This window comes from Salinibacter altiplanensis (genome assembly GCF_002894645.1).
GTDB classification, from domain to species: Bacteria; Bacteroidota; Rhodothermia; order Rhodothermales; family Salinibacteraceae; genus Salinibacter; species Salinibacter altiplanensis.
In genome coordinates this window covers 40,435-60,138 of sequence record NZ_NCQY01000020.1, presented here as the reverse complement: position 1 = coordinate 60,138, position 19,704 = coordinate 40,435, and the positions used below count along the sequence as shown (strand labels likewise).

Below are 19,704 nucleotides of genomic sequence, written 5' to 3'. Positions count from 1 at the left end.
GCGCCAGGCCCCTTCCGGGGAGGAATCGTCCCGGGAACGTTCATCCGGACCCCGAATGCAACATGATTCCCCGTTCGCCTACCACTTGTCCACCAGCCCTTCTTTTCCCATGGAGCCGATTGAAGACCTTGACGTTCTCGACGAGGAGCGTGTACGGCAGCGCGAGGTGGACGGAGAGGCCGACGAGGACCTCGACCGCGTGAAGCACGGCTACGACGCCACCGCCGGCGACAAGCAGGTCTACATCGAGACCTACGGCTGCCAGATGAACGTGAACGACTCCGGCATCGTGGCCTCGGTGCTCGAGGAGAGCGGCTACGGCCTCACACGCGAGCAGGCGGAGGCGGACGTCGTTCTGCTGAACACGTGCGCCATCCGCGAGAATGCCGAGCGGAAGATTCGTGTGCGCCTCAGCATGCTGCGCTCGGAGAAGGAAAAGCGCGACGGGGAGCTCATGCTGGGCGTGCTCGGCTGCATGGCCGAGCGCCTCCGCGAGAAGCTGTTGGAGCAGGAGGACCTGGTGGATGTGGTGGTCGGCCCCGATGCCTACCGCGACCTGCCGCAGCTGCTCTACGAGGCGGACGCCACCGGCCAGGCCGCCGTCAACGTGGAGCTGTCGAAGCAGGAGACGTACGAAGACATTCAGCCGGTGCGCTACGACTCGAACGGCGTGAGCGCCTACGTCTCCATCATGCGCGGCTGCGACAACATGTGCACCTTCTGCGTGGTGCCGTTCACGCGGGGCCGGGAGGAGAGCCGCCCGGTCACTACGATTCTCTCGGAAGTGAGCCAGCTCGTGGAGGAGGGCTACAAGGAGGTCACGCTTCTCGGCCAAAACGTCAACTCGTACCACTACACCGACGAGAGCGGCACGTCGGTCTCGTTCGCCGAGCTGGTGGACCGCGTCAGTCGCGTCTCGACGGAGCTGCGGGTGCGCTACTCCACCAGCCATCCAAAGGACTGCACCGACGACCTCTTGACGGTGCACCGCGACCGGCCCAACGTCTGCAACTACATCCACCTGCCGGTCCAGCACGGCAACACCGAAGTGCTCGACCGCATGCGCCGCACCTACACCCGCGAGGAGTACCTGGCGCTCACGGAGCGAGCGAAGGAGCTGTGCCCCGGCGTGTCCCTCTCCACCGACCTCATCGCCGGCTTCTGCGGCGAGACGGAGGCGCAGCACGAGGACACCCTCTCGCTGATGGAGGCGGTCCGCTACGACCACGCCTACATGTTCAAGTACAGCGAGCGGCCCCAAACCTACGCCGCCCGCAAGTACGAGGACGATGTGCCGGCGGACACGAAGCAGCGCCGTCTCGAGGAGATCATCGAGCTCCAAAACCAGCACGCAAAGGAGAGCAACGAGGCCGAGATCGGGCGCGTGCACACCGTGCTCGTGGAGGGCCCCAGCAAGAAGAGCGACGAGCAGTTCTTCGGACGGGCGGACACGAACAAGGGCGTCGTCTTCGACCGCGAGGACTACGAGAAAGGCGATTACGTACGGGTCCGCATCGACGACTGCACCTCCAGTACGCTCCTGGGCACGGCCCTCGAACAGACCACGCTCGAAGAGGCGGCGCGAACCGACTCGATTACGACCGAGCCGGCGATGGCGTAGCTTCCGTTCCAGAACGCGCAGGCACAACCGATACCATGCCGGAGCGAACCGTTCAGCTTTCGAAGGAGGATGCCGAGACGCTGAAAGCGTACGCCCAAGAGCAGGGGCTCACCGTTGATGAGGTCCTCCAACGCTTTGCTGCCTCGCTCCGTCGTACGAACGTGGAGGACATTCATCCGGAAGTGCGCAAAATTACGGGGCTTATCCCCTCAGATGTTGACGCGAAGAAGGCGCATGCACAGCATCAGCGTCGCAAGCACGGCTCATGACGATTCTCGTCGATCTGAACGTTATCCTCGACGTCGTGCAGCGTCGGGAGCCCCACTACGCGGACTCTGCGGGTCTGCTCAGCAAGATTGTTGAGGGAACTGTCGATGGAGCCGTGCCGGGGCACGCGATCACGACGATATACTACCTCGTGCGCAGCTGTGTGACCAAAGAGCGTGCGGAGACCACCGTCGATTGACTTCTCGAGCGTATGGAGGTCGCTCCGGTAGGTGAGCCCGATTTCCGGACGGCCCGTCAGCTTGAGATGGATGATTTCGAGGATGCCGTGGTCGCTGCACTTGCCGATCGTGCGTCCTGTGATGTCATCGCCACACGAAATGTGGAAGACTTTGAAGGGTCCCCGCCCCCCGTGCAATCCCCGCAGGAAATCTTGAAAGATGTGTAGAGTAAACCCCGGCGAAACTGAGTGGCCACCTCACACCACCATCTACTCGATTTCAGTTTTTATTTCGTTCCAGGAGGTCCCGCTCAGGTAGACCTGCAACTCGTCCCATAAGAGTCCCTGTGGGGGATTGGAAAAGGAATTCCAGTAGTAGGAACGCGGGTGTGGCTCGGAGAAATCTCCTTCTGGATGGAGGGACAGAAGCCGATTGTCTTGACTCCATTGAAAATATCGGTGTAGGTGATTGTACATTCCAGGATCCGTCCATCCAAAGCCACTCTCGACCACTGTGCTGGTATCGTGGAGAGCAAGAAGTAGCGCATCCACCATATCACCGTAAATGTCAGCAGTATACTGGTCCGCTTTTCTGTATCCGTGAAGAATGCGGGGTTCGCGTGGCCATAGGTTCAGCAATTTCGTTGGACCGGGAACAGGTTCATCGACAGGGAAGGAAATATATTCAGACTGGTGCCCGCTGTCGTCGACGTACCAACGAACCGAACCATGAGGCTTGATAATGGTCACGTCATTGGGGCCATCGAAGAGAGGTTCAGGACTGTATCTGCGCACGTCACCATCTTTCCTCTCTTCAAATCCGTCATCGAAATCGATATCGTGCTCTTTTAGAAGCTGCTCAAGGAGCAGGTCGTGGTTTAGCGTGACAATCGTTACGCGATCCAACTCTTCAATGGCAGCAAGAAGTGGATCCAATCCCTGAATCTCATCGGGGGAATCGCTCAACATTTCCCGGACGACCCCAGAAATCAGGAAAGTTGCCTCGTTGGCTGTGAAAGCAAGGGGACCGCGCGGGTCCTCCTGACATTTGAGGAGGTCTCCTCCGATCTTATCTTCGAGTTTTTCCGAGAACTGACGTGCCTCGGGATTAACCGGTTGATGAGCCCTCTTTCTTTGTTCTTGATCATTCACCACCACTCCACAGAGGGCATATAGATCTTCGTATGTCACCTCCCGACCGAATTGGCTGAGGACCGGCTCGGCATGTTGCTTAACCAAGTCAAGATAGCCGCGGAGCTTTGCAACACGTCCGTGCGATGAATCGCTGGGTTCTCCAAATTTGGGGTTGTTCTCCACACTACCTGGAAAGACATACCGCTTGTTTTCCGTGTAGACGAGAGGAGCGTCCAGGACCTTCTGGGTTATGTCAGCAACGCTCGGCATTCCAGAAGGACGTGACACCCCTGATCCCAAGAAGAAAACGATGTGCTCATCCATAATTTCGGTTCACGTAGGCCCGAGAGGATCTGGAAGTCTACAGCGCCAAATGCTACCAACTCTTTCAGATTCTCGAAATTAAGACGACGAAGAGAAGCCCCCCACTCCCGGACTTGTGCCCATACCCAAAGCTACCGATTCCCCGACGCCATCTGCGTGGCCTCGGGCAGCCCGCGCAGGCGCAGCATGCTCCACAGCCCGACCGCGGGCCCGACCGCGAGGAGCGGAAACGTCCCGGCCCAGCCCCACATGTCGACGAGCGGCGGGACGGCACGGAGCGTGACCAGGGTGAGCAGATAGCCCAGGCTGGTCTGCACGGTCAGGGCTGTGCCCACGTAGCGCGGGTCCGTCAGCTCGCTCACCGCGGCGCTGAACTGCGCGCTGTCGGCCACCACCGCGAAGCCCCACACCAGGCAGACGACCGTGAGCACGCCGGGCATCTGAAAAAACAATCCGGCCACGAGGGCACAGCCCCCACTCACGCCGAGGCTCCAGGCCGTGATGCGGGTGCGGCCGACCCGGTCGGCCAGGGTGCCGGCCAGATAGCAACTGATGCCCCCCACAGCGATGACGCTGAAGCCCGCCACACGAGCCCACTGCTCGCTCCACCCCGCCGCCTCGTAGCTGGCCAGAAGGACGATCGGGACCCACGTCCACATCGCGTAAAGCTCCCACATGTGTCCCAGGTAGCCAATATTGGCCAGACGGGGCGGCTCGTTGCGGAGCCCCTCCCCCGCGTGCCGCCAGTGAAAGCCGGATGCCGACCGCAGGTGCGGCCCCTCTTCTACGAAGAAGAATGCGATGCCGGCCGCCCCAACGGCAAGCCCCGACGCGATGAGGATGACGCTCCGCCAGGGCGGCAGTCCGCCCGTGCCACCGACCACGGGCACGGCGTTGAGCAGGTGGGGCAGGGCCGACCCGACGGTGAGCGCCCCCACGAGCAGCCCGATGCCCTCCCCCCGGTCTTCCTTGCACCAGGTCGCCACGAGCTTCATCCCCGGCGGATAGACCCCCGCCAGGGCCATGCCGGTGAGGAACCGGCAGGCAATCGCGAACGCGGGCCCCGGCGCCACGACCACCGCCGCATTGACGACGGCGCCAGCAAGCGCGGACGCCGCGAAGAGCACCGACCCCGAGATCCGGTCGGCCACGGTCAGGCTCGCGCTCAGCACCGCCCCCGCGACGAACCCGATCTGCACGCTCATCGTCATCCACGACTGCTCCCCACCGGTCAGAGTCCACTCTGCCGTCAGCTGTGGCACCACGGCCGACCCCGAAAACCAAAGGGCCATCGCGAGTAGCGTCGCGGTCGCCAGCAGAGCGAGGGTACGCGGCTTGCGGCGCAGGACGCCAGAGGCAGAGGCCTCCGGCGAAGACGGGACAGGACTCATGCAAGCGTGGATGTGCGCGAGAGAGGAAAAGATGCGAGCGGGAAACTCATGCAGGGACGGCCTCCATTTCTTTTCGGCATTGCCTGTTTGGTGAACGCTGGGAGACACCAGTTACACCCCCCTGGTCCCGCTTCTGCCATGAAGGTCCGGCGCCCCTTCTGAGCAGGACCCGGCTCTTCACGACCGTTTGTCGTCGATGCGGGCGTGTCGATGGAGAGCGGTATGCCCAGACGAGAACTCCTCCCGTCTGGACGTCTACACGTCCCGTGCACTTGCCGAACGTCTCCGTTTTCCCCTGCATGACGCTCGTACAGTCGCCCCGGTGCCCCCCTCTTGGGCATGGTGCCCCGCATGCTCCTCTACTGGCGTCCCCCGATCTTGCAGAAAGGAGAGCCCGCCACCCAGCCGCCGTTTCCACACACCCATCCTGATCGTCCACACCGTGCAGAACCCCTTCGGCCCGTATTCCTGGGGCGAATTTTTCCCAATGGTGTGGCGGCGGTTTACCGGCCCGTCGCCCCGCCCCGCCTCCCTCGACCGGGACCTTCGTTTTCGAGACGCAGCCCCAACGCAAACCATCGGCTTCGTCGGCGACATCTGCCCCCTCTTCGGGCGCGAAGCGCAGTTTGGCGAAGGCGTGCGGGACTTTCTGGCGGGCTGCGACGTGGTGGTGGGCAACTTCGAGGGCATCTTCTCAGACCGTGCATGGTGGCCCTTCTTGATGAAACACGCACCGGACGTTTTTCCGGCTCTGGCCGAGCTTTGTCCGCTGGACCGATGGGTCGTCTCGGTTGCAAACAACCACGCCACCGACTACGGCCCGGAGGATCTTCGGCGCACCCTTCAGATCTTAGAAGATCGCGGCCTGCGATGGGTGGGCACCACCAACCGTCCCCGCCTCCAGATCGGGAACGGGGTTACGGTGACGGCCTGGACCTGGTGGCTCAACCGCGGGGGCGACGGCGTGGCCCGCCGCAACCCAGGGGCCCCCAGTGCCCCCGGCCTCCACATCGCCCTGCCCCACTGGGGCTACGAGCACGAGCGGCAGCCGCGCCCCGAACAAATCCCGCCCGACGGCTACACGCTGACGACCGGCCACCACACGCACCTCCCTCAGCCGTTCGCGGTCCAGGACAACGGGCAACTGGTGGCCTATTCGCTGGGCAACTTCGTCACCGGCAAGCAGCTCCCCGTGCTCGGTGAGGGGGCTATGCTCAAAGTCGACCTCGTCCATGAGGACGAGACCGTCCCCGAAATCGTACGTGCCGAGTTCCGCGCGCTCACCCTCGACCGCAACCGCCACCGGTGCCGCGTCACCCTCCACCACTCCACACCGCCCTCCCCGCAGCACATCTCCCTCAACGACGAATCTTGAAGACTGCACCCAACCGCCTCGCCTGCCATTCCCGCTGCTGGTTCTTAGATTGCGCCTTCGCATGTTCATCCTCGAAACTCACTTTTTTCTTTGATGCTGATCTACGAAGTCACCCTGGCCGTCGACGGCGAGGCCGCCCCGCGCTACAGCTCGTGGCTGCGCGAGCACATTCGTGAAATGCTTGGGCTCGACGGGTTCGAGGCCGCCGTCTGGTACGCGACCAGCGACGACGGCGAGGAAGCCCCGCCGCCCGACGAGCCGACCGGCGACCGGACCTGGACCGTGCAGTACCAGGTGCGTGACCGCGATGCCCTGCAGGCCTACTTCGACGAGCACGCCGACGATCTGCGCGAGGCAGGCCCCGAGCACGGCGACCACGTGACGGCCGACCGCCGCATCCTCGAGCAGAAGCGCCTCTTTCAGGGATAACGAGCCGCCCTGCGCCCCAACGGCGAACAGACCCGTCGGATCGTTATCGGTTCGACCAGCAGGAGGGAAAGGGCGCGTCCCCGGTCCCATGCGCGCGAAGGCTAAGACGCCTCCCCCAAGGCCCCGGTGCCCGGGGTTTAAGATGAACGGGCACGTGTCGATAACCTAGCAAAAGGAAACATTTTACTCGTCCCCACAAGGGGCAGGGGCCAGTTGGGTTCGGCATCGGGGCGGGTGCTGCATCAGGGTTCTTCGCGCAATTGAATCACCAACTCCACACGTTGTCCGTGCTAGAACAGGACCTTGCGCTCACGTTTCCAACCCTCCCGTCCACCATTTCGAAGGTGGAAGAATTTATTGCCTCCGGGCAGACAGACCCCGCCCCACTCGTCGAGATCGTGGAGCGGGATCCGTCCGTCTCCCTGAACGTGCTTCGGCGCGTCAACTCTCCGTACCACGGCCTCCAGCGAGAAGTCGAGAGCATAGACCGGGCGGTCCGTCTCCTTGGATTCGTCGAGGTCTCCTCCATCGCCATGATTGAGGGAGTCGAGGAGCTTCAGGATCACTTCGATTCCCACTCCACCTTGCTTCGTCAGATCGCCCACTCGGCCGTCTTCACCGGTCGGTTTGCCCAGGGACTCACGGAAGCACTCGACGTGGGAGAAGACTGGGCCCGAATTGCCTTCTCGGCCGGCTTTCTCCACGCGATGGGGCGCCTCGTCCTGCTCCACATTCAGCCGGACCGGTACGCGACCTTGGCCGAGGCGGACACCAGGCCCCTCCCCGGCACCGAGGCCGAGACCCATGCCTTCGGGGAAAACTACCGGACCCTTGCCCCGCAGGCAGCCGACCACTGGAACCTGCCGGAACGGATCTGCTCGGTGCTCCAGATCGCCGCCAACCCCACGGACAGGCCGGAATCGCCCGGCAAGACGCTCGGGGTGTCCATTCAAAACGGGAGCGACCTCGCCCGCCGGGACCTCACCGAAGACTTTGCCGGGTCGCTGGAAACCGCTGGCGAGACCTCCGCGGCGGACATTGATCATCTCGTTGCGAAGGTTGCCCAGGACGCATCGCTCTATGCGTCCGAGGTCGGCCACTTCTAGCCCCCCTGCAGGGCCGCCACGGCCGGCCCCAACGCCCCTTTGTGCGATCGTAGCCCGCCCCTGCAGATCGATTGGGGCGCAACACGGCAGCTCAACCGGAAACGGGCCCGGCAGGGCCTCCTCCGAGTCGGGATCCGAAGGGGGAGTCGGGGCCTTTGTGATGCCTCTCGGCCCCGTCCTCCCCTATCACCGGCCAGTGGGCTCTGCGTAGGGCCCCCAGCGTGTAGAGCCCTCATCCCTCCTCGCGGCCTCAGGCGTGTTAGACGCCCTTGTCAGTGCGCGTACTCTTCGACCTTCGACTGCAGAGTGAGATGAATTTTCCCGAGAAGCTGCGAAATGCGGGCGGCGCTGAGGTCCAGCACCTCTCCGACCTCCTGCAGGGTCAGGTTCTCTGTGTAGTATAACCCCAAGATCGTCTGCTGGCGCTCCGGAAGCGTCTGGATGAGGTCCTCGAGGTGCTTCTGGGCCGAGGCCTTCTCGAATCGCTCGAACCGCTCCGTCCCATCGTCGCTCGGGAGCACGTCGAGCATCGTGTGGTCGTCGTTCTCGCTGGGTCGCGAGAGGGAGAGGGAGAAGCGGCACTGCGCGTCTCGGAGAAGCTTGTGGTACTCCCCCACGGACATGCCCATGTAGTCGGCCACGTCTTCGTCCGACGGTTCCTCCCCCATCATTTGCCGGAGCGATGAGAGCGCCTCCTGCACCGCCCCCATCTTCTTGCGCTTTTTTCGGGAGAGCACATCGATCGAGCGGAGGTAATCAATGACGTTGCCCCGGACGCGTCGGTACGCGTGCGTCGCAAACTGCGCCTGCTCCGGATCGTAGTTGTCGAGGGCCTCGAGGAGGCCGACGATGCCGACACTCTCCAGGTCTTCGTGCGAGGCCAGCAGGTGATCGGGCACGTTGATCTTGCCGATGATGGAGCGCACCAGGGGAAGCGCCGCCATTACGACGGCCTCCCGGTTCGACGACGACGGGTCGGCGAGGTACTGCTCGACGAGGGGCTGTAGGTCACGGGACATGGCAATACTGCATTAGGACGTCGCAACGAGGTGCGGAGGATTAGGCAGCCTGGGCCTCCGGAACGTTATCGGACGGCTCAGGCTCCGACTCCGCAGGGGACGCGTTGTCCGAGGCCTCCTCTGCAGGGACCTCAAAGGGCATGCCATCTTGGACGATGCGTCGGGCCGCCGCGTAGCCGACCGCGAGAATGAGGTAGGCGGCCACCCCTCCCCCGGCCGTGGTGACCAGGGTATGCTCTAGCGGCGCCCCGCCCCACATCTGCGCCAGGAAAATCCCGGTGCCAAACAGCACACTCACGTTGGCAATGACCGTGTGGGAAGACAGGGACACGAAGGCCGTATCGGAGGAGGGCATGACGTGGGGGGCAATCGTGAGGCGCAAGGAGGCGGGCGGAAAGGGGCTCAGGAGAGGGCCGGCGAGAGGGCGTACTGCCCCCGTGCGGTCGTGTCCGCCAGCTCAGCAAAGGCATCTCGGGCCGGCCCCTCGCTACGGACCACCGGTGCCTGGTCTGATACCGAGCGGCGTACAGCGTGCGAGAACGGAACCCAGCCAAGCGTCTTCGGGGCCTGTCCCAAGAAACGGGTCGTGATTGCCTTGAACCGCTCCGCGATGCTCCGGGCGTCCGCTTCGTCCTCGGCAAAGTTGACGACGAGGCCCATCGGATAGTCGGGGTCGGCGGTCCACAGCTGCTTGGCAAGGCGGTAAGCGTCGGCAACGGCGGTGGGCTCGCCCACAACGACGAGGACCCCGAGGTCGGCCCGATCCAGGGCCCACTGCACCGGCCCATCGGTCCCGGCCGACGCGTCGACCAGCACGTAGTCGTGGGTCCCGCGGAGGCGCCCGAGCACCGTGTCCAGCGCGGCGTAGAGGGCCTTTTGTTCATCCGAGGCCTCGGGCACCGGGCGAGTGGCGGCCTGGACCAGGGTTATCCCCGCCTCCGTCTCGTGCGGCACTGCGTGCAGCGAGGCGCCCTCCTGCACGGCCTCCCGCACCGTCGTGGCGGGGGCCTCGTTGAGGAGCACGGCCGCGTCGCTCTGGCCCAGGTCCGCATCGACGAGGGCCACGCGGTGCCCTTCGTGTGCGAGCATCTCGGCGAGGTTGGTCGTCACGACGCTCTTCCCCACGCCCCCCTTGCCACTGGCAAACGTAAGAACGTTGGAGGTTACTTCCATCGGTCAAGACTCAGGCAACAGGAGGACGCACGACAGTTATACCAAATGCCGACGGTCATTGTGCACATTCGTGTGGGTGATACGGGAAGAGAACGTCGCGAGGCGGCCTTCCGAGACGTCTCAGAGCCATCCGGTGATTTCTCGCAACTGGTATTAGAGGTCCATGATGTCTTCCACAAACCACCGCAGGGAAAAGGCCCGCGCTCCATCCGGAACCTCGGGCCCCTCCGACACGATCTGCACCGGCAGGTCGACGTGGATCAGCCACTCGGCCACCTGTCCCCAATCGTGCACTTCGTCCAGATGGGTGAGGGCCGCCGCCGTGGGCCGCAGGGGAAGCTGAGCGAACGCTTCGTCGTTGATGCTCCCCAGCGCCCGGGTGGCGTCCATCACGAAGTGGACCGCAGGCCTCGGCAGGGGCCGCAGGAGGCGCCGGTACCGGCGGAGGGCCGGGCGGGCGTCCGACAGGGGCATGGGGAGCGGCGGCGTGTCGACGAGCACCTGTTCAAAGTCGCCGACGCACCGGAGCGCCTTTGCCATGTCTTCCCTCGTGCGCACGCTCCGCACCGGCAGCCCAAAGCGCCGGTACAGGGGAGTCGGGTTCTGGTAGGACGCGTTGCGCCCCTCTTCCGGAAGCAGATGGATCACGGCGGTGTCTTGCCCGGCGAGCATGCGGTCGTGGACCGCAAGTTTGAGGGCGAGCGACGTCTTGCCGGCACCACTGGGGCCCACCAGGGCAATCACGCCCGTCTCGTCGGTCAGGGCGTCGGTCCGGATGCGACGACAGACCACCTGCGCGAGGGCCCAGTGCAGTTCGTCGCGGGGGCTCTCGCTGGGGTCGACCCCCCGCTCGGTCAGGTCGCTGAAGAGAGCAGTCGCCGTTTGGGGGCGAAGGCCCTTCTCCAGCAGCCGCCCGTAGAGGGGGTGCGTCGTCCACTCGTCCGCCTCCGTTCCCGCGAGGCGGGCGGTCCGGTCGTGCCCGTCCCCGGAGCGGTTCCGAAGCTCTTCGAGACGCGATTCGACCCAGGCCTCGTGGTCCCCGGTCGACGAAGCACGGGCGTCCTCCGAGGGGGAGGCCGGGAACACCCGCCCCCGGCCCGGCCCCTGCTGTGACGCCTCGCCCTTGGGAGGGGAGTGCGCCTCCAGTTCTGATTGAAAGGGCGACGTCTGCTCGGCCCCGCCCGACGCCGTCTCTCCGTTCTCCTGGGCCCCGGTGGGCGCCTCCGTCGCCGCCCCATGGCGGTCGGGGGCGGGCGACGCGGGGACCTCCGACGGCTTCGGCACGTGGCCCCACGATTGCGCCCCCTGCGCGGCGGTCTGTCGGGCCGACTCGTCGAGCATCACCGTAACCTGGGCGGGGGCGTCGCCAGTGGCCGGCTCCGACTCAACCAGCACGACCTGGTCGCCCAGCGTGTGCCGCGCCTTTTCGAGGGCGGCCTGGATGCTCGAATCGGTAAAGGTCTTAACGTCCATGGCGGTGGGCGCGTCAAACGAACGAGGTTATGGGTTGGAGGCCCCGGCGGCCGCCTGCGACGGCTCTGTCATGGCGGAGAGGTCGGGGCCGGACGACGATCCCTGCGGGATGCTGACCTGCTCGACAATGTCGACCGGGGCGTCGGGCGTAAGGTCGTTGTAGGAAAGCACCGTGATGTCCGAGACCATCGGGTCCAGGAACTGATATACCGTGGCCCGCAGCACAGGAGAGATCAGCAAAATTGGGGCCCGGTCGTTGCTGATGAGCTGAGTTGCCTGTGCGTCCACCGCCTTCACGAGGGCGTCGGCCCGCTCGGGCTGGAGGCCGAGGGTGTTGGCATCCAACCCCCCCGCTTCGGCCTTTTCGAGCAGGTGCTGCTCCAGGGCCGGGTCCATCACGAAGGCCTTGATGCGCCCCTCGGGCCCCGAGAACTCGCGGGTGATGGTGGGGGCAAGGGCCGCCCGGCAGTGCTCGGTCAGCACCTCCACCGTCTGCGTCTGCGAGGCGTGGTCGGCCAGGGTTTCGAGGATCGTCACGAGGTCACGAATCGGAATGCGCTCCTCCAGCAGCCTCTGGAGCACCGTGCGGATGCTGCCCAGCGAGAGCAGGTCCGGCACCAGTTCGTCGACGAGGGCCGGGGCCGACTCCTCCACCTTGTCCAGCATCTCCCGCACCTCCTGGCGGTCGAGCAGCCGGTAGGCGTTCTTCCGGAGCTCCTCCAGCAGGTGGGTCGAAATCACGGCCGGCGGCTCGATGACGGTCAACCCCATCTGCTCCGCCTCCGACAAGTTGCGCTCCGCCACCCAGACGGCGGGAAGCCCGAAGGTGGGGTCTTCTACCTTGATGCCCGACGGCGCCTCGTCGATGTCGTCGGGAAGCAGGGCGAGCTTGTAGCCCGGCATCACCTGTCCCTCCCCGATGGGATTGCCCCGCAGCCGAATCACATATGTGTTCGAGTCCATGTCGACGTTGTCCCGGATGCGGACGGGCGGGATGACGAGCCCCATCTCTTCGGCCAGTTGCTTCCGCAGCATCTTGACGCGTTCCAGGAGGTCCCCGCCCTGGTCCGGGTCCACCAGGGAAATGAGCCCGTAGCCGATCTCCAGTTCGAGCGGGTCCACCAGCAACAAATCGGAGGGGTCCTCTTCGGTCTCCTCCTCGGCCTGCTGCTCTTCGGCCTCGCGCTGGCGCTCGGCCTCCGCCTCGTCCTCCGCCTTCTTTTCCTTGCTGCGCAGGTACCACAGCAGGAGCACCGCCCCGCTCAGCAGCCAGAACGGAACGATGGGCAGCCCCGGCACAAAGCCCATGAGCCCCAAGAAGCATCCCGTGATCAGCAGTGGGGGCGGCTTGTCGAGAAGCTGGCCCTTCATCTCGCTGGCCAATGACCCTTCCTCCCCACTGGCCCGCGAGACGATGATGCCGGCCGCCGTCGAGACCATGAGGGCCGGAATTTGCGAGACGAGCCCGTCCCCGATCGAGAGCAGGGCGAAGGTGCCCGCCGCCTCCCCAATCCCCATTTCCTGCTGGGTCACGCCGATCACCAATCCCCCAACGACGTTGATGGCCGTAATCAGGATGCCCGCGACGGCCTCGCCCCGCACAAACTTCGTGGCGCCGTCCATGGCCCCGTAGAAGTCGGCCTCCTCGGTCACCTCGTCGCGCCGCTGGCGCGCCTCGTGCTCGTCGATGAGGCCGGAGTTGAGGTCCGCGTCGATGGCCATCTGCTTGCCCGGCATCGCGTCGAGCGTAAACCGGGCGGCCACCTCCGAGATGCGCTCGGTGCCCTTCGTGATGACCACGAAGTTGATGATGACGAGCACGAGGAAGATGATGGCCCCCACCACGTAGTTGCCCGCCACGACGAAGCTGCCAAACGCGTCGATGAGGGCCCCCGCCTGCGCGTCCCCCAGGATGAGCCGGGTCGAGGCAACGTTCAGCGAGAGCCGAAAGAGGGTCGTCGTGAGCAGCAGGCCCGGAAAGATCGCAAATTCCAGGGGGCGCTCGGCGTAGAACGACGTCAGGAGCACCCCGAGGCTGAGAGCGATGTCCGTGGCCAGGAAGAGGTCCAGCAGGTAGCTGGGCAGGGGCACCACCATCATGAACAAGATCGCCACGATGGCGCCGGCCACGAAAATCTCGCTGTCGAAGCCCCCAATCCCCAACGACCCGTTGGGCGACGACGACGTGTGGGAATCAGCAGCGCGGGACAAAGGATCGACGGGGGCGAATGACAAAGCACAACGGATCAGACGTCGCCGCGCTGCTCGTACACTTCGGCGAGGATGGCGGCGACGGCGGGATACAGGTCTTCCGGGATTTCCTCCTCCTCTGGCACATTCTCGTACAAGGCGTGTGCCAGGGACCGATTTTCGAACGTGGGCACGTCAAATTCGGCGGCGAGCTCCTTGATGCGAAGCGCGCGCTTGCGCACCCCCTTCAGCAATACGCGGGGGGCCGGCGCCTCGTCGGGGTCGTAGCGCAGGGCAATGGCGTAGTGCGTCGGGTTTGTCACCACCGCGTCCGACTTCATGACGGCGTGGTCCATGCGCGGCTGCTCCGCCAGCTCCTTCGCCTTCTCCCGGCGCTTCTCTTCAAACTCCGGGTCCCCCTCCGTTTCTTTCTGTTCGTCCTCCATTTCTTTTTTGCTCATCTTGAGGTCCTCGTAGTACTTCCAGCGCTCGTACGCGAAGTCGAGCGCGGCAATGACGACGAGGCCCATCAGCACCGGCCACATCAGCGCGAAGAACCAGTCGGCCGCCTGGTCGAGCAGCGCCGGCAGCGGCAGCGTGTAGACCCGCACCATCTCCGGAATCAGCGGCCGCATGGCGAAGTACGCGATCGGCCCCACCACACCGATCTTGAGGAGGGTTTTCGCGAAGCCGAAGGCCCCCTTCGAAGAGAAAATCTGCTTCAGTCCCTCCAAGGGGTTCACGCGGCTGAGCTGCGGCTGGATCGGGGTAAACGACACGTTCCAGCCGGACTGGACGACGTTGAGCCCCACCGCCGCGACGACGAGTGCAATGAAGAGCGGGGCGAGCATTTCGGCGAGCTGAGCCCCAATCTCCGCGACGAGGCTCTGCAGCGACCGTGCCGTCAGGGGCATGCGCGCCGACCGGAGAAAGATGCGCGCCGCCATGTCCTGCATCGATTGGAACGCCGAGGCGCCCCCCACCGAAAAGGTGGCCATGGCCACCAGCAGGAGCCCCACGGACACGGGCTCCGTTGCCCGGAGCACGTTTCCCTTCTCGCGCGCCTGGTCGAGGCGCCGAGGCGTGGGGTCGTATTGTTTTTCCTGTGTCTCGGCCATCGGGGGCGCTCAAGGAGGCTCGCACGATTGAGGGGCCGCCGTCCCTGCACGGGGAAAGGACTGCGCGGGACGCAACGGAAAACTTTTCCCGCCCGCCGCCGGCTACCCGGGCGCAATGATCCGGAGGACCTCGTGCACCATTCGCTCAATCTCTCCAAAGAGCAACGGGAAGAACGGGAGGGCCCCCTGGATGAAGACAAAGAAGATTCCAACGCCTACGAGCAGCTTCGCGGGCAGGCTGAGCGTGAAGAGGTTGGCCTGGGGAACGAGGCGTGCGAAGATGCCCAGCGCAATGTCGGTCAGGAAGAGGATCACCAGAAACGGCGCCGCGAGCCGGACGGCGAGCCGGAAGAAGTCCCCCATCCATCCCACCATCGGCGGCCCGGCCCCGGCCAGCTGGGCCCCGCCCAGCGGCACCACCTCAAACGACTGCGCGAGGACCCGCAGGAGGAAGTGGTGGCCGTCGGCCAGAAGAAAGGCCAGCAGAAACGTATACGACAGGATCTGGCCGAGGGGGTTGCTCGACGTGCCACTGATCGGGTTGTAGGTCTGCGCGAGGCTCAGCGCCATCTGGTACCCCATGACGGTTCCCGCGAAGCTCACCCCCCAGAAGATGATGCGCGCCGTAAAGCCCATGACGAGCCCCGTGCCCGCCTCCACGAGGACGACCAGCATGAAGCCGACGTCGTGGGTCACGTGCTCGGGCAAGGGCCCCGTCGCAATGCCCGCCAGGCTGTAGGCCAGCACCACGCTGAGCAGGACCCGCACCCGCACCGGAATGGCCTGCTGCTGAAACACCGGGGCCGCGAGCATCAGGCCACTGACCCGCACGAACACGAGCAGCACCCGCAGAATGTATTCGGTATCGAGCAGCGACATGGGACACGCCGTTGATCTCGGCGTTGGGCGTCACGGGCATGGGGAGAGGGCGTCCGGCGGCGGGCCGCCGGTCACTTCGACACGCTGGGGATGGCCGCGAGAATCTCGGCCGTGAAGTCGGTCATCATCTCGATCATCCAGGGCATCATGAAAAAGAAGACGACGGCGATCGCGATGAGCTTGGGAATAAAGCTGAGCGTCATCTCTTGCATGGAGGTGACGGCCTGGAAGAGACTCACGACGATTCCGGCCAGGAGCGCCATCCCCAGCATGGGGCCGAGGACCAAGAATCCGGTGCGGAGCGATTCTTTGAGCCAGAAGACAGCAACATCTGCGTTCATCGGGGGAGGGGAGCGTAGTGAGGTACAGTGACTGCGAAGGGGCAGTGGAACGACCCGCGCCGTTAGCCCACCGCGTAGCCCTGCATGAGCGACTCGACGATGAGGTACCAGCCGTCGGTCAGCACGAAGAGCAGCAGCTTGATGGGCAGCGAAATCATCACGGGCGGCAGCATCATCATGCCCATGCTCATCAGGATGCTCGCCACCACGAGGTCCACGATGAGGAAGGGCAGAAAGATCATGAACCCAATCTGGAACGCAATCCGGAGTTCGCTGATGACGAACGCCGGCACGATCACATAGAGCGGGGCCTCATCCGGGCCCTCGAAGCTCTCGATCTCCCCCATGTCCATGAAGAGCATGAGGTCTTTGTCCCGCGTATGGGTGAGCATGAACCGCTTCATCGGCGTGGAGGCCCGGTCGAACGCCTCCTGCTGGGTAATCTCGTCGTCCAGGTACGGCCGGAGCGCGTCCTGGTGGACCGTCTCCAGCACCGGCTGCATGATAAAAATGGACAGGAAGAGCGAGAGGCCGATCACGACCTGGCGGGGCGGCGACTGCTGCAGCCCCAGCGCCCGGCGCAGGATGCTAAAGACGACGACCAGGCGCGTGAAGCTGGTCATCAGGATGATGATGGCCGGGGCGAGCGTGAGGACCGTCAGCAGGAGGAGGAGCTGGATCGGCAGCTCGTACCCGTCCTCCGCGGGGGTCAAGTCGACCTGAGGGAGCCCCCCGAGCGACGCCCCGGACGAGTCGACCTGTGCGGCCGTCGCCCCGGCCTCCTGCGCAAACGCAGTCGTCTCCACGAGGGGCCCACTCGCCAGTAGAAACGCAGCCAATACGAAGAGTCTCCCGGCCCATCGAACGGTCGAGGGACCCGGCACGGAGAAGCGTGTAGACACGGCGTGCAGCGTCACGACAGGGAGTTTTGACGGGCGAACTGCTTCAGCACGTCGGCAAAGTGGGCCGACTGGGGCGTGCCCCCTCCACCGCCCGGCGGGGCCTTGCCGCCCTCCGCCGCGTCGAGAATCGACTCGTCAAACGCCTCTCGGGAGTACGTCTTCAGCAGCTCGACCGCCTCCTCCGTTGTCCCCACGAGAAGCACCTCCTCCCCGCACGCGACGAGGCGGAGGTGCTGCGACGGCCCAAGGGCCAATTGCCCAATCGGGCGGAGGGCGGCGGATTCTTCGTTGGACGAGACGCGGCGGCGCATGTAGAGCGCGTACCCACCGCCCCCCACGAGCACTAGAAGGGCCGACAGGTTGCCCCAGGTGAAGAGATCAACGCCCGCGTCCGACGATGTCGAGGGGGAGGCGGGGGCTTCACGTTCGACTCCGTCGGCGGACTTGGCCCCCTCGGCGGACGGCACGAGCGCGGCGGCCTGCACCAACCCCCAGAGGGCCACCAGCGCCCCGAGCGCGTACAGCGCATACCAGGCCAGGCGACGCGTGGAGACTCCGACCGAGTCTGGGGGGGAGGGAACCATGGGACGGGAAACAGCGGGATGGGTCAGAGCAGCAGAACACGAAGGATCGCGGGGCACCCTCTGCTTCTGCGAAAACGATGCCAGCCGCCTCCCCATCCGGGCCTTCCCGTCACTGGGTCCGTCCATTGTGGGCGTCTCCGCCTAGAAAAAGGCCTTCTCGCGGCGTCCTTCCGAGGCAAGATTCGTAATCCGCACCCCAAACTGCTCGTCGATCACCACGGCCTCCCCCTCGGCGATCAGGCGCCCGTTGGCGTACACCGACAACGGCTCGCCCACCAACTTCTCCAGCTCCACCACACTCCCCGTCGTGAGCTTTAGCACATCCGCCAGGGGCAGCTCCCGGCGGCCCAGCTCCACGCGCACCTCCAGGTCCACGTCTGCGAGCAGCCCAAAGTTGCCCGACTCTCCGCCCCCGCTGATTTCTTCCTGCCCCAGTTCACTGAAGGCGGCGGGCGACACCTCGACACTGTCTGACCCTTCCGCCGACGGGGACGGGTCGTTTCCCGACGCGCCCGCCGACTGCGCCCCCCCCGCAGATGCTTGTTGAGATGCCTGCTGAGGTGCCTGCTGAGGTGCCTGCTGGGAGGAAGGGTCGGCCTCGGCCGCTCCCGCCGCCTCTTCGTCGCCGTCTGGCAGGAGCGCAAACCCGTCCAGCTCGCCCTCGTCCCGCTGTGCGGTAAACGGCACGAGCCAATCCCCCCCTCCATCGAGGGACGGAGGCGCCTGGCCCGGGGCGGCCGTGCCAAACTGGATTCCAGGAAGGGTCAGCCCCTCTTCGGACAGGGTGCTCTGCACAGTGCCGAAGCCCTGCGAGGAAATCTCTTGCATGAGGTCCAGGGCCCCTTCTGCGTCGGGATCCATCTCTTCCCCAAACATCGCCTCCGAGAACAGAGGCACCCAGTCCGGGTCCAGGGCCACGACCGTGCCCTGCTCGGCGGCATGCAGAACGAAGCGGTCCTTCAGGTCGCTCTGGAGCGCCTCCGTGGGCGACCGATCGGCAATGTTCTTTGGGGCCGACGCATCGAGCGGAATCTCATCCCCGCTCAGCTGCTCCAGCAGCGCCTCCAGCGCTTTCAGTGCCGTCTGTACGTGCGTCGTGAGCGTGTTCTGGGTCATGATCGGGAGAGAGGGTCAGAGAATCGAAATCGACATTTTCGGGGGACTCCACCGCCGTGATGCGCAGGGCCCGCTTCGTTCCCGAGCGGCCCGGCACGGCCTCAAACTTCTGCTCGTCGTTGACGAACACCTTGACGGGGTCGTCGGTCTTGCGATCGAGGGGAATGACGTCTCCCTCCTGCAGTTGGGCCAGCTCAGTCACGGGCAGAACAGTGCGCCCCAACTCAGCGCTTAGGTCCACCTGGGTTTCTCGGAGCGTGTTCTCGTACCGATCCCGCACCGCGGGCTCGACCGCGGTCGTGGAGCTGGAGATCCACTGCTCCATGCCGGAGCGCCCCAGCATTTGCTCCAGCATGAGGTACGGGTAGCAGATGTTAATGAACGACGGCTCGTCGTAGACGCGCACATCGAACGACGCCACGAGCGCCGGCTCGGCCGCAGGAATGATTTGTACAAACTCGGCGTTCGACTCGAACGCGACTTCCTCGACGGATAGGTCGTAGGCCTTTTGCCAGGATTCTTCCAGCTTCCGGTACGCCCGCTTCATCACCCGGCTCATGATGCGCTGCTCGATCGGGGAGACCTCACGGGACTCGTCCATCAGCTGCCCGTCCCCCCCCATGAGCTTCTCGATGGTGTACACCACCAGCCGGGGGTCAATCTCGAAGATCGACTTGTACTCGAGTTCGTCCTCGCGCAGCACGTACAGGGCCGACGGCGGGGCGCTCGACATCACAAATTCGGAGTAGAGCACCTGGTCGACGGCCGTCAACGAAATGTCGACGATGGTGCGGAGCTGGGCGGACAGGTACACCGAGAGGTCGCGCGCAAACGACTCGTGTACCTGATTCAGGATGCGCTTCTGGGTCTGCGAAAACAGACGGGGCCGCTTGAAATTGTACGGCTGCGCCTGCTTTTCCTTTTCTGCCTGGGCGTCCTGCTCGTCCCCTGCTTGTCCGGCAGGGTCGTCCTGTTCTTCCGCCTCGGCATCGCCGAGAAGGACATCAATTTCCTCCTGACTGAGGGGCTTCGACATGCCGGCATTGCACTGCAGTTGAGACGATCATCGAGTCTCCCCGGGCCC

General features: G+C 64.8%; 21 protein-coding genes. 7 read left to right on the top strand and 14 right to left on the bottom strand.

The genetic code is table 11. The annotated features are described in order from the left end of the window. The first annotated feature begins 109 nt into the window (after positions 1 to 109). Genes miaB through B7R93_RS15505 form a run of 4 tightly spaced genes read left to right on the top strand, consistent with a single transcriptional unit; the run spans position 110 to position 2,294 of the window. Positions 110 to 1,621: a tRNA (N6-isopentenyl adenosine(37)-C2)-methylthiotransferase MiaB gene (gene miaB / locus B7R93_RS07800; RefSeq protein ID WP_103020231.1), complete on the top strand. Its 1,512-nt coding sequence runs from the start codon at positions 110 to 112 to the stop codon at positions 1,619 to 1,621. Positions 1,622 to 1,656: 35 nt separating this feature from the next. Continuing rightward, entirely contained in the window at positions 1,657 to 1,890 is a 234-nt protein-coding gene (locus tag B7R93_RS07795; RefSeq protein WP_103020230.1) for a DUF6364 family protein, read from the top strand. Further along, positions 1,887 to 2,087, top strand: coding sequence for a PIN domain-containing protein (locus B7R93_RS15510; protein ID WP_198598624.1), 201 nt, complete (start codon positions 1,887 to 1,889; stop codon positions 2,085 to 2,087). The genes B7R93_RS07795 and B7R93_RS15510 overlap by 4 nt, the downstream gene beginning before the upstream one ends. A gap of 12 nt (positions 2,088 to 2,099) precedes the next feature. After that, positions 2,100 to 2,294 (top strand): PIN domain-containing protein, encoded by a 195-nt coding sequence (locus B7R93_RS15505; RefSeq protein WP_198598623.1) that lies wholly within the window; start codon positions 2,100 to 2,102, stop codon positions 2,292 to 2,294. A 42-nt stretch (positions 2,295 to 2,336) separates the two neighbouring features. Here the strand turns inward: B7R93_RS15505 and B7R93_RS07785 are convergent, their stop codons facing one another. Both B7R93_RS07785 and B7R93_RS07780 read right to left on the bottom strand, forming a co-directional pair. Further along, complete coding sequence (locus B7R93_RS07785; RefSeq protein ID WP_103020229.1) at positions 2,337 to 3,524, bottom strand: SIR2 family protein; 1,188 nt, start codon at positions 3,522 to 3,524, stop codon at positions 2,337 to 2,339. 131 nt (positions 3,525 to 3,655) lie between these two features. Continuing rightward, on the bottom strand, positions 3,656 to 4,915 hold the full coding sequence (locus B7R93_RS07780) for an MFS transporter (RefSeq protein WP_103020228.1): 1,260 nt from the start codon (positions 4,913 to 4,915) through the stop codon (positions 3,656 to 3,658). Positions 4,916 to 5,357: 442 nt separating this feature from the next. Here B7R93_RS07780 and B7R93_RS07775 point away from each other — a divergent pair, with 442 nt between their 5' ends. From B7R93_RS07775 to B7R93_RS07765, 3 genes are all read left to right on the top strand, one after another. After that, positions 5,358 to 6,290 (top strand): CapA family protein, encoded by a 933-nt coding sequence (locus tag B7R93_RS07775; protein ID WP_232798173.1) that lies wholly within the window; start codon positions 5,358 to 5,360, stop codon positions 6,288 to 6,290. 93 nt (positions 6,291 to 6,383) lie between these two features. Further along, entirely contained in the window at positions 6,384 to 6,719 is a 336-nt protein-coding gene (locus tag B7R93_RS07770; protein WP_103020226.1) for a DUF4286 family protein, read from the top strand. Between the two features lie 287 nt (positions 6,720 to 7,006). Next, on the top strand, positions 7,007 to 7,825 hold the full coding sequence (locus B7R93_RS07765) for an HDOD domain-containing protein (RefSeq protein WP_232798295.1): 819 nt from the start codon (positions 7,007 to 7,009) through the stop codon (positions 7,823 to 7,825). 272 nt (positions 7,826 to 8,097) lie between these two features. Here the strand turns inward: B7R93_RS07765 and B7R93_RS07760 are convergent, their stop codons facing one another. The 12 genes from B7R93_RS07760 to fliM all read right to left on the bottom strand — a co-directional run bounded on the left by B7R93_RS07760 (position 8,098) and on the right by fliM (position 19,656). After that, complete coding sequence (locus B7R93_RS07760) at positions 8,098 to 8,844, bottom strand: sigma-70 family RNA polymerase sigma factor (RefSeq protein WP_103020224.1); 747 nt, start codon at positions 8,842 to 8,844, stop codon at positions 8,098 to 8,100. 40 nt (positions 8,845 to 8,884) lie between these two features. Then, positions 8,885 to 9,199 carry a hypothetical protein gene (locus B7R93_RS07755; protein WP_103020223.1) on the bottom strand — a complete coding sequence of 105 codons (315 nt, stop codon included), beginning with the start codon at positions 9,197 to 9,199 and terminating at the stop codon, positions 8,885 to 8,887. A 47-nt stretch (positions 9,200 to 9,246) separates the two neighbouring features. Continuing rightward, entirely contained in the window at positions 9,247 to 10,017 is a 771-nt protein-coding gene (locus tag B7R93_RS07750; protein WP_103020222.1) for a P-loop NTPase, read from the bottom strand. A 153-nt stretch (positions 10,018 to 10,170) separates the two neighbouring features. Next, positions 10,171 to 11,490, bottom strand: coding sequence for a flagellar biosynthesis protein FlhF (locus tag B7R93_RS07745; protein WP_103020221.1), 1,320 nt, complete (start codon positions 11,488 to 11,490; stop codon positions 10,171 to 10,173). Positions 11,491 to 11,517: 27 nt separating this feature from the next. After that, on the bottom strand, positions 11,518 to 13,701 hold the full coding sequence (gene flhA, locus B7R93_RS07740) for a flagellar biosynthesis protein FlhA (protein WP_232798172.1): 2,184 nt from the start codon (positions 13,699 to 13,701) through the stop codon (positions 11,518 to 11,520). Between the two features lie 35 nt (positions 13,702 to 13,736). Beyond that, complete coding sequence (locus tag B7R93_RS07735; RefSeq protein ID WP_103020220.1) at positions 13,737 to 14,798, bottom strand: EscU/YscU/HrcU family type III secretion system export apparatus switch protein; 1,062 nt, start codon at positions 14,796 to 14,798, stop codon at positions 13,737 to 13,739. A gap of 102 nt (positions 14,799 to 14,900) precedes the next feature. Continuing rightward, positions 14,901 to 15,677: a flagellar biosynthetic protein FliR gene (fliR, locus tag B7R93_RS07730; RefSeq protein ID WP_103020219.1), complete on the bottom strand. Its 777-nt coding sequence runs from the start codon at positions 15,675 to 15,677 to the stop codon at positions 14,901 to 14,903. A gap of 71 nt (positions 15,678 to 15,748) precedes the next feature. After that, complete coding sequence (fliQ, locus tag B7R93_RS07725; RefSeq protein ID WP_103020218.1) at positions 15,749 to 16,018, bottom strand: flagellar biosynthesis protein FliQ; 270 nt, start codon at positions 16,016 to 16,018, stop codon at positions 15,749 to 15,751. 62 nt (positions 16,019 to 16,080) lie between these two features. Beyond that, complete coding sequence (gene fliP, locus B7R93_RS07720; RefSeq protein ID WP_272482664.1) at positions 16,081 to 16,920, bottom strand: flagellar type III secretion system pore protein FliP; 840 nt, start codon at positions 16,918 to 16,920, stop codon at positions 16,081 to 16,083. Positions 16,921 to 16,931: 11 nt separating this feature from the next. Next, positions 16,932 to 17,504, bottom strand: a complete 573-nt coding sequence (locus B7R93_RS07715) for a flagellar biosynthetic protein FliO (protein WP_232798169.1) — start codon at positions 17,502 to 17,504, stop codon at positions 16,932 to 16,934. A 141-nt stretch (positions 17,505 to 17,645) separates the two neighbouring features. Further along, complete coding sequence (gene fliN, locus B7R93_RS07710; RefSeq protein ID WP_232798168.1) at positions 17,646 to 18,620, bottom strand: flagellar motor switch protein FliN; 975 nt, start codon at positions 18,618 to 18,620, stop codon at positions 17,646 to 17,648. Further along, the gene (fliM, locus tag B7R93_RS07705) at positions 18,538 to 19,656 is read right to left on the bottom strand and encodes a flagellar motor switch protein FliM (RefSeq protein WP_103020217.1); all 1,119 of its coding nucleotides are present in this window, start codon (positions 19,654 to 19,656) and stop codon (positions 18,538 to 18,540) included. Before fliM ends, fliN begins: the two co-directional genes overlap by 83 nt. Positions 19,657 to 19,704: the final 48 nt, after the last annotated feature.